The sequence below is a fragment of the Helicobacter ganmani genome, assembly GCF_003364315.1.
Lineage (GTDB): Bacteria > Campylobacterota > Campylobacteria > Campylobacterales > Helicobacteraceae > Helicobacter_D > Helicobacter_D ganmani.
The window spans coordinates 1-14919 of sequence record NZ_NXLS01000014.1; the positions used below are offsets into that span (position 1 = coordinate 1).

14 protein-coding genes and 1 pseudogene are annotated in these 14919 nt (G+C 37.4%); 11 read left to right on the forward strand and 4 right to left on the reverse strand.

What is annotated here, in order from left to right:
• Positions 1-294 (forward strand): annotated as a pseudogene (locus CQA43_RS09085) (glycosyltransferase); the annotation flags it as partial.
• Positions 295-765: 471 nt separating this feature from the next.
• Here CQA43_RS09085 and CQA43_RS09090 read toward each other — a convergent pair.
• Genes CQA43_RS09090 through CQA43_RS09100 form a run of 3 tightly spaced genes read right to left on the reverse strand, consistent with a single transcriptional unit; the run spans position 766 to position 3595 of the window.
• Complete coding sequence (locus tag CQA43_RS09090) at positions 766-1803, reverse strand: NAD-dependent epimerase/dehydratase family protein (protein WP_115552280.1); 1038 nt, start codon at positions 1801-1803, stop codon at positions 766-768.
• Between the two features lies 1 nt (position 1804).
• The gene (locus CQA43_RS09095) at positions 1805-2530 is read right to left on the reverse strand and encodes an IspD/TarI family cytidylyltransferase (protein WP_115552281.1); all 726 of its coding nucleotides are present in this window, start codon (positions 2528-2530) and stop codon (positions 1805-1807) included.
• 27 nt (positions 2531-2557) lie between these two features.
• The gene (locus CQA43_RS09100; RefSeq protein WP_115552282.1) at positions 2558-3595 is read right to left on the reverse strand and encodes a CDP-glycerol glycerophosphotransferase family protein; all 1038 of its coding nucleotides are present in this window, start codon (positions 3593-3595) and stop codon (positions 2558-2560) included.
• 70 nt (positions 3596-3665) lie between these two features.
• Between CQA43_RS09100 and CQA43_RS09105 the strand changes: the two genes are divergently transcribed.
• Positions 3666-5705, forward strand: a complete 2040-nt coding sequence (locus tag CQA43_RS09105; RefSeq protein ID WP_115552283.1) for a capsular polysaccharide biosynthesis protein — start codon at positions 3666-3668, stop codon at positions 5703-5705.
• A 99-nt stretch (positions 5706-5804) separates the two neighbouring features.
• On the opposite strand, the gene dcd is transcribed toward CQA43_RS09105, so the two are convergent.
• The gene (gene dcd, locus CQA43_RS09110; RefSeq protein ID WP_115552284.1) at positions 5805-6365 is read right to left on the reverse strand and encodes a dCTP deaminase; all 561 of its coding nucleotides are present in this window, start codon (positions 6363-6365) and stop codon (positions 5805-5807) included.
• A 112-nt stretch (positions 6366-6477) separates the two neighbouring features.
• Here dcd and accB point away from each other — a divergent pair, with 112 nt between their 5' ends.
• From accB to CQA43_RS09155, 9 genes are all read left to right on the forward strand, one after another.
• Positions 6478-6945, forward strand: a complete 468-nt coding sequence (accB, locus tag CQA43_RS09115; protein WP_115552285.1) for an acetyl-CoA carboxylase biotin carboxyl carrier protein — start codon at positions 6478-6480, stop codon at positions 6943-6945.
• On the forward strand, positions 6945-8315 hold the full coding sequence (locus tag CQA43_RS09120; protein WP_115552286.1) for an acetyl-CoA carboxylase biotin carboxylase subunit: 1371 nt from the start codon (positions 6945-6947) through the stop codon (positions 8313-8315). The genes accB and CQA43_RS09120 overlap by 1 nt, the downstream gene beginning before the upstream one ends.
• Before the next feature lie 71 nt (positions 8316-8386).
• Positions 8387-9142 (forward strand): flagellin, encoded by a 756-nt coding sequence (locus tag CQA43_RS09125; RefSeq protein ID WP_115552287.1) that lies wholly within the window; start codon positions 8387-8389, stop codon positions 9140-9142.
• Positions 9143-9325: 183 nt separating this feature from the next.
• A complete protein-coding gene (gene dapF, locus CQA43_RS09130; RefSeq protein WP_115552288.1) occupies positions 9326-10063 on the forward strand; it encodes a diaminopimelate epimerase in 738 nt (245 codons plus the stop codon).
• A gap of 114 nt (positions 10064-10177) precedes the next feature.
• Positions 10178-11215, forward strand: a complete 1038-nt coding sequence (locus CQA43_RS09135) for a D-alanine--D-alanine ligase (protein WP_115552289.1) — start codon at positions 10178-10180, stop codon at positions 11213-11215.
• Entirely contained in the window at positions 11215-11958 is a 744-nt protein-coding gene (locus CQA43_RS09140; protein WP_115552290.1) for an alpha/beta fold hydrolase, read from the forward strand. Before CQA43_RS09135 ends, CQA43_RS09140 begins: the two co-directional genes overlap by 1 nt.
• 58 nt (positions 11959-12016) lie before the next feature.
• Complete coding sequence (locus tag CQA43_RS09145) at positions 12017-13477, forward strand: Mur ligase family protein (protein ID WP_181881680.1); 1461 nt, start codon at positions 12017-12019, stop codon at positions 13475-13477.
• Positions 13478-13493: 16 nt separating this feature from the next.
• On the forward strand, positions 13494-14042 hold the full coding sequence (locus CQA43_RS09150) for an HIT family protein (RefSeq protein ID WP_115552291.1): 549 nt from the start codon (positions 13494-13496) through the stop codon (positions 14040-14042).
• A gap of 26 nt (positions 14043-14068) precedes the next feature.
• Complete coding sequence (locus CQA43_RS09155) at positions 14069-14773, forward strand: SIMPL domain-containing protein (RefSeq protein WP_115552292.1); 705 nt, start codon at positions 14069-14071, stop codon at positions 14771-14773.
• Positions 14774-14919 lie beyond the last annotated feature (146 nt).

Sequence of the window (14919 nt, forward strand, 5' to 3'; positions counted from 1 at the left end):
TGGGGATATATACGAATGCCTTATGTGTTATCTTATATCAAAGAAACACATAGAAAAGAAATTGCAGATTATGAAGCAAGAGTTGCAAAGAATCCTAGCTTAAAACTTCCTCCTTTAGAATCCTATACAGATTACAAACAAGCCTTAAAAGAAAAAGAATGCTTTACTTATAAATTAGGTAAAGCACTCATTACTGCTAATTCTGTGCGGGGGGGGGGGCGAATCTTTGCTTATTTGCAATTTTTTCAAGAAGTGCGTAAGTTAAAGAAAGAGTTTAGGGGGAAAAGAAAATGAGATTCTATTGCGTCCTTACAAACAAAGCAAAGCGTGCAAATGTAAGAATCTAATCTTAGCCACTTTATTGGAATTGAAGCAAGAAATTTGTATGATATATGCGGATTTAAGGTATCGGCTTTCTTAAAAAGGAGACGATATGACAGAAGTATAATTGTTCTAGTTATTATACTCTTGCTCATTCTAGCCGTGAAAAGCTAGAGATAAGCATTAATAATTTCAACATTTTGATTTTATGCCACTTCCGCTTATAAAAGCCTTAAATCCCTTGTAAATCTAAAGCCACTTTAAGCGGGAGTGGTTTTAGTCTCAAAGCCCATTTTTCTTTAGTTTTTAGATTCTCTCTATTAAATATTTTTGATTGTTCGGCTTATGGATTTGTGCAGTGCTACGAATTGTAAGTAATTCTCGCAATGATAGAAAACCAAAGTTCTCGCAAGAACGCAAGGAGATTTCTTGCGAATTCAAGCTTTATTCCAAACTTTCTAGCATAGAGCCAATGCTCTCCTCTAGACTAAAAAGCGGCTTCCACCCTAAATTTTGGAGCTTAGAAGTATCCAAACTTCTTTCAAAAGGAGGTAGAAAAGCCGAAAGATTCGCCTTTTGGCATTGCTTAATTGGAATCTCTACGCCTTTTTTGCTGCCTACTTCCTTTGCGATTTGCTTTGCAAGCTCCAAAATGCTGATAAAAATGTTAGGATTGGCAAGATTGTAAATACCCGTTGTGTTTTTGTCCAAAAGTCCCAATAAGATTCCACTTGAAGCGTCAAAAACATCTAAATAATTGCGTTTCGTCTCCCCTTTTGTGAGCAGGGTAATTTCGCCTTTTTCTAAGGCTTGGTTCAAAAACGCCATATAGACGCGCTGGTCTTCTTTGCTCACTCCTGCCCCTATGACTTGACTTAAGCGCAAGATACAGATATTCAAGGAATATTGCGCCGCATAAGCAATCATCAAATGCTCACACAATCGCTTGGCGGCAGGATAGCAGTTTCTAGGGTTTAGCACAGGAAGCACGCCCAAATCCTCCTCACGCACATTTTTTTCTTTTGTCTCCCCATAGACTTCCATAGTGGATAAAAAAACGATTTTTTTGCTTTGATTCTTTCTTGCTAATTCTAACAAATCTTTCGTGTGCTGGTAAATTGTTTCTATTGTTTCCACAGGAGAATCTACGAAATATTGACTTTGCGTAGGTGAGGCGCAACATAGGAGATAATCTATTTTTTCTAAGCATTCTTTGTAATCTTCAATGAACATTAAAGAATCGCATTGAGGATTGATTGAAATGCCCAAAGTCTGGAATCTTTCCAAAGCCCTTTTTTTATTTCTTGTCGTGCAATAAATTTTAATGTTTTTTACATTGCGCAAAAGAACGCTGATAAACATAGAGCCAATCAAGCCGCTTCCACCGCTGATAAGAAGTGTTTGGTTCTCTAGGGAGGCAAACCAATGTGCGAAGTTTTCTTTGAGCCTTAATGCGCCATCTCTTAAGAGTTTTGCAGTCATTTTAGATTCCAAAAATGTTTTCTACATCACGTGTTTTCATAATGGATTCTATCAAATAATAATCCATAGCTGTGGTGAGTTTGACATTACAAACCGAACATTCTACAAAATGCAATGGGATTCCATAGAAGTTTGCCATAGAAGCCGTATCAATGAAGCTTCGCTTTTCCTTTTTGGCGCGATGATGAATCCTTAAAATCTCCTCCAAAATAAAGCTTTGTGGGGCTTTTGCCACCATACATTCCTCTCTATCAAAAATCGTTTGGATTTCCCCTGCCTCCCCTTTAAGCGCAATAGTTTCATAAGTTTTTGAAGCACTAATTGCATTGCCGTGCTGCTCTACGCAAGCAAGATTTTGGGTAATTTCCTCGTGCGTGATGAGGGGGCGGACACCATCGTGGATTAGGACAATATCACGCGGATTTTTGGAGTATTTTTTGGCACATTGCAATCCCAAAAAGATAGATTCCTGCCCGCTCACTCCACCGGGGATTATCTCTGCAATTTTGGAGATTTGGTATTTGGAGATTTCTGCTTGTAGTTTGGGGATATAAGATTCTAGGCAAACAACAAGGATTTTGTCTATTTTGTGATGACTTTCAAAAATTTTTAAAGTATGGATAATCACAGGAATCCCTCCAATGGTTAAGAATTGTTTGGGGATTCCACTTTTGTGGTTCATTCTTTGTCCTGTGCCACCTGCAAAAATTACAACGATGTTTTTCAAATTTATCCTTATATGGTTTCTCTTGAATTAAAGCAATTTTAACATAAAATCTACTACTTTTGCGCTGGAATCTCCTTTGCAAGATTCCATATATTCTTCCCAAAGACAATGAGAGGTTTCTTGTTGCATTGCCAAAATCAATTCCTCTTGTGTGTAAGCGACATTTTCTCTGCCGACTAATTCCTCTGGAGTGCGATAAAGCGGGCGATTGGAAGCGAGATAATCCTCTAAATCCGGCACATAAAGCAAAATGGGGCGATGAAAAAATGCAAAATCAAAAATAATAGACGAATAATCGCTAATCAGCGCGTCGCTGATGCTTAAAATCCATTCTAAAGGCTCATAGCTAACATTGATAAAGTCTTGATTGGCAAGTTTTAGGCTTGGGTGGCTTCGCACGATGATGACTTTGTCGTCAAAAGTTCGGTTGATTTTTGGCACATCAAGCAGGATTTCTCCCTCACGTCTTTTGCGTGATTCTCTAAAAGTTGGTGCATAGAGATAGATTTTTTTGCCTTTTAATGCGGGATATTTCTGCAGAAATTCTTGCTTGTTTTTTGTAGAATGGATTTGAAAGAATCGGTCAAGTCTTGGAAGTCCGAAGCTTAAAATTTGGGATTCTTTGACATTAAACATTCGCGCATAATCTGCTTTGAGCTTTTCATCTGAAATATTGACAAAACGCGTGTTTTTGTGAATCCTTTTTGCCCTTTTGAAATCTTGCGCATTGGTGCAAATATCAAACGCAACTTTCTTGTATAAGCCCCCACCATGCCAAAGTTGAATCACAATACTATCGCTTTTTAATTTTAGATGAGATAAAAAAAAGTTGCTTTGGTCTAGCAAAATGATTTTGGATTTCAAAAGCAAAAAGAGTGTTGAAAGTGATTTATTGTTTTTGCAGACTTTATAAGGAATCTTGCGCAAATCAAGTGTATTTTGAATGCAAGAGAGATTAGAATAAGCAAGGCTCGTATCAGAAAAAACGAGCGTGATTCCGTCTTTTTTCACAAAAGAAAAAACAAAAACAAAGATTTTTAAAAATAAAGAAAGCAAATAAGGCAAGGGATTCTCTGAAATTTAGTTATAATTGTAGGAATGATTCCATAAAATACATAAATTTAGGCTTTAGGGAATGTTTCAAAATTATTATTTTTATAATCTTTTGCAAATTTTTACCACAAAAAACTTTAAGGGTTGGGGACGCAAAAAAACAGGAAAATTTGCTGTAATGTGTCATAAAATTTTTGGTGGTGATTTGACATTGCTTGAAGATGGTTTTGTCCGCTCACTCGGGCTTGGAGTGGAAAATTCCCCAAGATTCAGTGTTGTAGAGGATAAGCTTGGAATCTATTATGACGCGACAAGCCCTAGCACATTAGAAAATTTACTCAACACCTATGATTTTGATTCCGACCCAAAACTTCTTGCGACTGCAAGGGAAGCAATGCGTCGCATTGTGCAGTATAATATTTCCAAGTATAATTGTTCCAAAATGCTTCCACAGGATTATTTTGCCAAAGATTCTAGCAAGAAAAAAATCTTGATTATTGCACAGACGAATCAAGATTCTAGCTTGTTGTATGGTTATGGGGAGAAATTTAGCACAAGTGAGATGATAGAATCCGCATACAAAGAAAATAAAGGCGCAAAAATTTATCTGAAAATTCACCCCGATGTCCTAAGTGGCAAGCGGCAATCCGATATTCTTAAGCACGAGATTCCACCCTTTTGTGAAGTGATAACAGAGGATTTTAATCCGATTTCTTTGCTGAAATGTTTTGACAAAGTCTATACAAAAACTTCGCAAATGGGTTTTGAATCTTTGCTTGTAGGCTGTGAGTGTGTGTGCTTTGGAATGCCTTTTTATGCGGGTTGGGGGCTAACACAGGATAAACAAACTTGCGCAAGGCGGAATCGCAAACTAAGCTTAGAGGAGGTTTTTGCTGCAAGTTATATCCTCTATGCGCGGTATTTTAATCCTATCTACAACCGCAAAAGCGATATTTTGGATACTTTAGAAACGATTAAAAAATATCGTTACAAAAAGAGTTCCAAAAAGGCTTTTATGTTTGGATTCTCTCTTTGGAAACACCATTTCCTTTTTGGATATTCGCGAAAAAAACCTAATTTCATTCAACCCTTTTTAAAGGAATTTCAACCGCAAAATATCATTTTCATCAATCCTCTTTGGGCAAATGCTTTAGACTTGGCTTTAAAAAAGGGTTTGGATAAGGAGAGTGTGATTTTTGTTTGGGGTAAAAAGGAGTTTAGTGCGTTAGAATCCTATGCAAAGACAAATGCGATTCCTCTAGTTCGCGTAGAAGATGGCTTTATCCGCTCACTAGCTTTAGGTTCTGACCTCACACGCCCTTTTTCTTTGGTTTTTGATGATAGAGGAATTTATTTTGATTCTACTGCACCAAGCAGACTAGAGGAGATTTTGCAAAATACACAATTCTCGCACGAGATTTTGGAAGAGGCAAAGGATTTAAAAGAGCAAATCCTAAAGAAAAAAATCAGTAAATACAATATTGATTCTCACGCAATTCTTAATCTTCCGCAAGAGAAGCCGAAGATTCTTGTTATCGGACAGGTAGAAGATGATGCTTCGATTCGTTTTGGTGCAGCGGGGAGAACAAATCTTTCTTTGTTGCAACAAGCAAGAGAGGAAAATCCACAGAGCTATATCCTCTACAAGCCCCACCCCGATGTGTTAAGTGGGAATCGCACGGGGCATATTGCACCACAAGTTGCATTAAAGTATTGCGATGAGATTCTTGAAAGAGTAAGTTTGCCCTCTGTGATAGAAGTCGTAGAGGAGGTGCATACACTCACTTCGCTTAGTGGGTTTGAGGCTTTGTTGTATGGCAAAAAGGTTGTTACTTATGGAATGCCTTTTTATGCGGGTTGGGGGCTAACACAGGATAAACAAACTTGCGCAAGGCGGAATCGCAAACTAAGCTTAGAGGAATTATTTTGCGGAACATATCTCCTCTATCCGCGTTATATCCACCCCAAAACACTAGAGCTTTGCGCGCCAAGCGTATTGATAGAAGCGTTGGGGAAAGAGAGACAAAGGATTCAGACTCACAAGTTTTATGCTTTTAAGATTTGGCTTTATTCGTTTGTTTCAAGAAAAATCCAAAGGCTTTTTAGGGGCTTTAAGCGGTAAGATTCTTGCTTTTTACTTTGCGATTCCATTGCAAAAGTTTTTTCTTAATTTGAGGATAGATTGCTGCGACTTGATTAAGTCAAGTCTTGCAAGGACTCGTTATTTTAAGATTCTTGGCAGGGTAATGCCCTGTTGGTTTTGGTATTTGCCTTTTTTGTCTTTATAGCTGACTTCGCAAGGCGCGTCTCCCTCCAAAAACAACACCTGTGCAATTCCCTCGTTTGCGTAGATTTTGGCAGGAAGCGGCGTGGTGTTGCTAATCTCAATTGTAATGTGTCCCTCAAATTCCGGCTCAAAAGGCGTAACATTGACAATGATTCCACATCGCGCATAGGTGCTTTTTCCTAGACAAATGGCTAAAATATTGCGTGGAATCTTAAAGTATTCAATCGTTCTTGCAAGCGCAAAAGAGTTGGGCGGCACGATACACACATCGCCAACAAAATCTACTACATTTGCTGCGTCAAAATTCTTTGGATCTACCACCATTGCATTAATGTTGGTAAAAATCTTAAACTCATTGCTCACGCGAATATCATAGCCATAGCTTGATAATCCAAAACTCACAACGCCTTGCCCCACTTGATTTTCGCAAAAAGGTTCAATCATTGCATATTTTTGCGCCATTTCGCGAATCCATCGGTCTTCTTTTAATCCCATTTGATTCCTTATTTATTTTTTAAATTAAATTATGATATTATAACAGATTAAATCAGTAAAATTCTTTTGGATAACAAAGGAATTTGGGAATCTATTTCAAAAAGGCTTAAGAATGAATTTTAAAGAGATAAAAGAACTTATAGAAATCTTTGATGCAAGTAATCTGAATCGTCTTAGTATTTCACAAGAAAATTCAACCATTAAACTTCAGAAAGGGCAAAATTGCGCAACAGCAGTGGTTGTAGAATCGCAAAATGCTCCTAGCGCGACTTTGCAAGCCCCACAAAGCCTTCCACAAATCGCCCCTGTCGCTTCTGCTCCAGTTGCGCCGATTTTAGTAGGAGAGACGATTAATTCTCCAATGGTCGGCACATTTTATCGTTGTCCTTCGCCCGATACTCCAGCATATGTGAATGCAGGAGATAAAGTCAAAAAAGGACAAACATTAGGAATCATAGAAGCAATGAAGATTATGAATGAGATTGAAGCAGAGTTTGATTGCATTATCAAAGAAATTATTCCAAGTGATGCGACGCCTGTGGAATATAATTCCCCCTTGTTTGTGGTGGAGAGAATCTAATGCAAGAAACACAAAAAGAAATTCATACCATTTTAATTGCTAATCGCGGAGAAATTGCCTTAAGGGCGATTCGCACGATTAAAGAAATGGGAAAAAAAGCCATTGTAGTGTATTCCACAGCGGATAAAGATGCACATTATTTGGATTTAGCGGACGCAAAAGTGTGTATTGGCGGGGATAAATCAAGCGAAAGTTATCTCAATATTCCAGCCATTATTTCTGCTGCGGAACTCTTTAATGCAGACGCAATCTTTCCCGGATATGGATTTTTGAGTGAGAATCAAAATTTTGTTGAAATTTGTAAGCACCATAAGATGGAGTTTATAGGACCAAATCCTGATGTAATGGCGTTAATGAGCGACAAAAGCAAAGCTAAAGAAGTAATGAAAAATGCAGGTGTGCCTGTGATTCCGGGTAGTGATGGCGCAGTTTCCTCCAAAGAAGAAGCCTTGAAACTTGCCAAGGAAATTGGCTATCCTGTGATTTTAAAGGCTGCAGCAGGAGGTGGTGGGCGTGGAATGCGTATTGTAGAAAAAGAAGAAAATATGTTCAACGCCTATCTTGCAGCAGAAAGTGAAGCGATTAGTGCGTTTGGTGATGGCACAATTTATATGGAAAAATTCATTGACCAGCCAAAACACATTGAAGTGCAGATTCTTGCAGATAAACACGGCAATGTTTTACATGTAGGAGAGAGAGATTGCTCATTGCAGAGGCGACATCAAAAGCTTATTGAAGAATCCCCCGCCCCTACATTAGAGCCAAAAACACGTGAGAAACTATTGCAAACTGCTATTACTGCGACAAAGGCGATTAAATATGTGGGTGCAGGTACTTATGAATTTTTGCTAGATTCCAATCAAAATTTTTATTTTATGGAGATGAATACACGCTTGCAAGTAGAACACCCTGTAAGCGAGCTAGTCAGTGGGCTAGATATTATTGAACTGATGATTAGAATCGCAGAAGGGCAGAGTTTGCCCAAACAAGAGGAAATCCATTTCAAAGGTTGTGCAATGGAATGTAGAATTACAGCAGAAGATCCTGTGAAATTTTATCCTTCAGCGGGTAAAATTACAAAATGGATTGCGCCCGGTGGTGGTAATGTGCGTCTTGATACGCACGCATATGCGGGCTATGTTGTGCCAATGTTTTATGATTCTATGATTGGCAAACTGATTGTATGGGGCAAGAATCGCAAAGAAGCAATTGCAAGAATGTCGCGCGCTTTAGATGAGTTTTGCATTGAGGGAATCAAGACAACGATTGCTTTTCATCAGGAAATGATGAAAAATGAAGATTTTAAGAGAGGAGTGATTCACACGAAGTATTTAGAGCAGAAAATGGCAAATAAAGCGGAAAAGAAGTAAAAGTGGAATGAAAAATGCTTGTAATTTTGAAAATATTGCAAGGAAGCAATCTAACGATTTAAGGAGAGAAGATGAAAATCGGAAATACACAAGTTGCAAATGAAAGTTTGATTAGCCTAAATAAAGCAAAAGAGAACGAGAAAGACGCGTTAAAGAAAATCTCGTCTCCTCGTCCATTAGAGGCGACAGATGGTGCGAGTTTGGCTTTGGCAAATGCACTTTTATCTCAAGCAAACTCAATGTCTCAAGGAATCCGCAATGCAAATGACGCACTAGGTGTGATGCAAATTGCAGACGCGACACTTTCTAACATTACAGATTCTGCGATTCGTATGAATGAACTTTCTGTGGCTTTGGGAAATCCTGCATTAAATAATGAGCAAAGAGCAATGATTGAAAGTGAAGCAAACGCACTAACTCAAGCAATGAGTGACGCTACAAGTCAAGCAGTTTTTAATGGTAGAAATGTTTTTAGCGGACAAATGAGTTTTGTAACCGGCAATGGAACAGAAAGCATCAATATGCAAGCCCCCAATGTTTCAGGCTTGAATGTTAATAATCAACAAAGTATTTTGGATTTTATTAACAATGTTAATATGAGTCGTGCAGACATTGGTTCTGCAATGAATGGAATCCAATCTGGCGTGAATGCAAGTATGAATACCGTAGTAAATTTGAAAGCTGCGGAAGGTGGATTAATGAAAGACGATTTGGCGGAAAATTACAATCAATTAAATTCTGCAAAACTAAAAGAAAATGCTTCTCTTTATGTTGCATCTTTTAATGCGCAATATTTGCAAAGTCGCTTAGACGCATTGCTAGGCTAATTGATTTTTCTTAAGCTTTACGGATAATCTTCTTAATATTGTAGAAGCAAAGAGATTCTCCTTTCTCTTTGTGTTTTTTATTTCTCCTTAAAAACAATTTGAAAATGATGGGTTATATTTTGTGTTGAAAATCTTGCTTTTATGGTAAGATTCTGTTTTCAAGTCCCTACATAAGGATTCTTAATGTTTTTTAGTAAATATTCCGCAAGTGGTAATGATTTTATTCTCACGCATACTTTTGGCACTCAAAAACGCGCATTTGATAAACTTGCGCGAAGGATTTGTAATCGTCATCAAGGTGTAGGCGCAGATGGTTTAATTATTTTAAAGCCACATTTGGAATATGATTTTGAATGGGAGTTTTATAATTGTGATGGTAGTATTGCGCAAATGTGCGGAAATGGAAGTCGTGCAGCAGCGATGTATGCGTATCATCAAGGAATCGCAAGCTACAAGCAGAGATTCTTAACACTCGCAGGAGTGATTGATGCAACCCTAGAAGAAAATGTGGTAGAGAGTGCGTTAAGTGGTGTGAAAGTGTTGCAAGAAAATATCTGTGAATTGGGCAACACTTGGGCATTGATTGACACAGGAGTACCGCATTTAGTTTGTGAGAAAAAGAATGAGTTGAGCAAAGAGGATTTGCGCTCTTTGCGCCATAAATATAATGCAAATGTTAATGTCGCAGAGATTTTGCAAGACAGAGTGATTGCGCGCACCTTTGAGCGCGGGGTGGAAGATGAAACACTTGCATGTGGCACGGGAATGGCAGCAATGTTTTATTATTTGTTTTCTGCGGGCAAGATTTCAAACCCTTGCCTTTTTAATCCCGCAAGCAAAGAGGATTTGTATCTAAAAGAATCTAATCAAAGACTTTATCTCAAAGGCAGAGTGCATAAAATTTGCGATTTTGTAATGTAGAATCCCGCAAGGTTGAACTTGCTCCTGTGATTCTATTTCCCGTCCTTGCTAGTGTAGTGGTAATTTATCTAAACTTTTGGTATGATTTTGAAAATTTATTCTTAAGGAAATATTGTGAGTTTTTGTATTTTATTTGGCGGAAAATCTTATGAACACGAAATCAGTATAGTTAGTGCGATTGCTCTAAAGAAATTATTACCGCAAGTGAAGCATTTTGTTTTTTTAGACGCTTTGCATAATTTTTATTTGATTCCAATACAAAATATGCAGTCTAAATTTTTCAGCTCTAAAGAATACATAAAAGCACAAAAAATTTATCCCAAAAAAGATGGGTTTTATCTGCGCACATTTTTTGGAGAAAAGCCTCTTAATCTACCAATTCTTATTAATCTTATCCACGGAGGAGATGGAGAAGACGGGAGTGTAGCGAGTTTGCTAGACTTTTATGGGATTCCTTATATTGGTCCGCGTAATCCCGCGTGTGTGTTAAGCTTTGATAAGGAGCTAACGAAGTTGCTAGCCAAAGGTCGGGGGGTTTTGAGCCTTGAATATCGTGTGCTGTATCGTGATATGCCTATACCGAAGAATTTAACTTTCCCATTGATTATTAAACCCGCTAGGCTTGGAAGCTCTATTGGAATCAGTATCGTAGAATCGCAAGAAAAGCTGCAATACGCACTAGAATCTGCTTTTGAATTTGATGAAAAAATCCTCATTGAGCCTTTTATAGAGGGAATTAAAGAGTATAACTTGGCGGGTTTTAAGTCCAAAGAGGGAATGAGGTTTTCTTTTGTGGAAGAGCCAGAAAAAAAGAAATTTTTAGATTTTGAAAAAAAATATTTGGATTTTTCGCGCACAAGTAATGCAAAAGAAGCGGAAATTAGCGAAGATTTGAAGTTGGCTTTGCGAGAGAATTTTAGCAAGCTTTATGAAAATTTGTTTGAAGGAGCTTTGATTCGTTGTGATTTTTTTGTCAAGGATAATCAATGTTATTTAAATGAAATTAATCCAATTCCGGGAAGCCTTGCAAATTATCTATTTAAAGATTTTCAAGAATCCTTAAGTCAGCTTTCTAAAGCACTTCCAAAACCTGATGAAATCAAAGTTACCTATGAGTTTTTACACCAAATTCAATTTGCAAAAGGTAAATAATGGCGCAAAAAAGATTGGATTATAAGGGGCAGAGTTTTTCCCTCTCGTATGAGATATTAGAATCCCAAAACCTTTCCGCTCCGACGCTTGTGATTCTGCATGGTTGGGGTGCTAGTAGAACTCTGATGAAACAATCTTTTGGCGGGCTTTTTAAGAATTTTAAGCATTGTTATGTGGATATGCCTGGATTTGGAAATTCTCCTACTCCACCCTTTGCGCTGAATACCTACGACTATGCCGAGATTTTAAAAATTTTTTTAGGGCAACTTTCTTTGATTCCTAGCCATTGTAGCATTATGGGGCATAGTTTTGGTGGGAAAGTCGCGACTTTATTAGAACCCAAAGAATTAATTTTGCTAAGTAGCGCAGGGATTCAAGTGCCAAAAAGCTTTAAGGTGCAATGTAAAATTGCACTTGCTAAATCTTTGAATCGGTTTGTGCCAAGATTAAGTAGAATCTTTAAGCAATTTTTGCGTTCAAAAGATGTAGAAAATATGGACGAAGTGATGTATCAGACTTTTAAAAATGTTGTAGATGAGGATTTTTCAAGCATATTTGCAGAATTTAAGAGTCCGTGCTATATTTTTTGGGGAGAAAGAGACCTTGCTACACCTTTAAAATCGGGTGAAAAAATCCACGCATTGATACCAAATTCTAAATTTTTTGTTTTAGGGGGAGACCATTTTTTCTTTTTGAAAGGTGCGAAAGAGATTGAAAAACTTTATTTAAACATTAAAAAATAAATAAAATTTATCTAAAATTCGCTAAAATTGCACAATTTTTTATTTCAAGGATTCTTTTTTGCAAAGCATTGATATTTTCATTATGGCAACGCGTTGGATTTTTCTTATCGCATTAGGCTATTATGTGATGATAAATCTTCAGTGGTATCATTACAAGATTATGCGCGTATTGTTTAGGCATCATAAGCAGAAATGGCATTTGTTTTATTTTGTGTTTCCTGTTATTTATTTTATTCTAATACCGAATAATCTTTATTGTTATATTGGATTGTATCTTTATGTTGTTTTGCTGGGTGTATGGATTTTTTATTTGAGCAAACGATTGGTTTTGACAAGTAGAATCCTAAGATTTTTTGGGTTATACATCGCCTTTATTTTATTTAATGAATTATTGCTTTTAAAAGTTGCAGAATATTCTATTTTGATTCAAATTGTTTATCTCTTCCCGCTTTTTATTTCTATTGCGCTTTCTTCTTTGATAGAAAGAATCCTGCTCAATCGTTACAAAAAACTTGCTTTAGATAAGTTAGAGAGTATGCCAAACCTTACAATCATAGCGGTTACAGGGAGCTATGGCAAGACAAGCTTAAAAAACTTTTTGTTTCAAATGCTGCAGGAGGGTTTTAAAGTTTATGCGACACCAAGAAGCGTCAATACGCTAACAGGAATCATTGCAGATATTAATCAAAATCTTTCCCCCTTAACAGATATTTATATCGTAGAAGCAGGTGCTAGGGGCGCGGGAGACATTAAAGAGATTGTAGATTTGCTTTCCCCACAGATTGCAGTTGTTGGAAAAATTGGTGAAGCACACATTGAGTATTTTAAAAGCATAGAAAATATTTATAGTGCAAAATATGAAATTTTAGAGAGCAAGGAATTGAGCCGAGCTTATATCTATGAGGGCAACATTCAGCCAAGCCATTGTCCCGTGAGGATTGTTAATTTTCCCAAAAATGCAAGTGAAATAGTAGCAACGCTTGAAGGAACAAGCTTTGTTCTTAAAATAGATGGCAAGAAATTAGAATTTAAAACGCGTATTTTGGGTGCGTTTAATGTGATTAATATTAGTGCGGCGATTGCGGTTGCGAAAGATTTGGGCGTCAGTGAAGAGCATTTGATAAAACGAGTGCAGAAGCTAGAACCTATTAATCATCGTCTAAGCAAGATTACTGTGAATGAAAAGATTATTTTAGACGATAGTTATAATGGAAATCTTGATGGAATGCTTGAAGCAATTCGCCTATCCTCCTTGCATAAAGGTAAGAAAATCATCGTAACACCAGGTCTTGTGGAAAGTTCCAAAGAAGCAAATATCCAATTAGCCGAAGCCATTAGTGAAGTGTTTGATTTAGCGATTATTACAGGAGAGCTGAATTCTAAATTGTTGCGCAAACATATTCGTAAGCCTCAAAAAATCGTTCTTAAGGACAAATCGCATATTGAGCATATTTTAAAGACAACTACAGATAGTGGCAACTTGATTCTTTTTGCCAATGACGCACCAAGCTATATTTAAAAGGTGAGAGGATACAATGGAGTATTTGTATGCGCCTTGGAGAAGCGGGTATTTCAAAGACAAAAGCACAGAGTGTGTATTCTGCGCTATTTCCAAAGGAGATTCTCCTCTAAATACAAAATCTCAACCTCTATTTGAGGGTAGGGGGGATTCCGCTGTGTTGCAAAAATCCGACTTCACAAACCGCGTATTTTACCGCAATGATAAAGTATTTTGCGTGATGAATAAGTTTCCCTATACGCCCGGACATTTTTTGATTATTCCCCATACGCATATCCCTTCACCAGAGCTTTTAGATGTGGAAATTTGGCTACAAATGCAAAGAATTGCACAAAAAGGTGTTGCACTTTTAAAAGAGTTTGGCGCGCAAGGAGTTAATCTAGGAATGAATATTGAACGCGCGGGAGGTGCGGGGATTCCAGAGCATCTACATCTACATTTGATTCCACGTTTCATTGGGGATACAAATTTCTTTACAACGATTGGCGATTCTCGCGCCTATGGAGTGGATTTTGATGAGATTTTCCAACGTATTTATGAGTTGTCCCAAAAACATTTAAGATAAATAAATTAACATTTAAAGGAGAAGTAATGGATAGAATCGCAGTGGCTACTTTAGGTCTTTGCTTGATTGCTTGCAGTATTGTGTTTGGTGTGGGTGCGAACCTTGCCGTGAAAGAATTTCGCGCAGGCGAGCGTAGCGTAGTCGTCAAGGGTTTGAGTGAGCAAGAAGTATTCGCAGATGTGATGATTTTGCCCCTTAGATTTCGTCTTGCGAACAACGACTTGCACGCACTTTATACTGAAGTAGAACGCAATTCTCAAAAAATTGTGAAATTTTTAGAGAAAATGGGGTTTGAGAAAAGCGAGATTACGATTGGTTCGCCCAATATCACCGATAAACTTAGTAATGATTATGCGGACGATAGAAGGGTAACTTATCGTTATTCTGGTAGCGGTGAAGTGATTTTATACACAAAGCAAGTAGAACTTGGTAGAGAAGTGTTTGGGCGCATTACAGAGCTTGGACAAGAGGGAATCGCAATCAACATTAATACCTATGATGTAGAATATAGTTATACGCAGCTCAATTCCATTAAGCCACAAATGATTGAAGAATCTACACTTAATGCAAGAGAGGCTGCACAGAAGTTTGCTAAGGATTCTAATAGCAAACTTGGTAGAATCAAACGCGCAACACAAGGGCAATTTAGTATTAGCAACCGAGACCAAAATACGCAACACATTAAGAATGTGCGTGTTGTCTCTACGGTAGAATATTATTTAGAGGATTAATCCTATCCTCTTAGAATCCCAAAACATAAAAGAAAATAAACATCAACCAAAGGAATCCCTAATGTATTGCACTTCCAACACAATGTTTAATCCCCATTCCGCTAAAGAAAGAATAAAGAATCATCTTGCTTATAAATTAGGTTTAG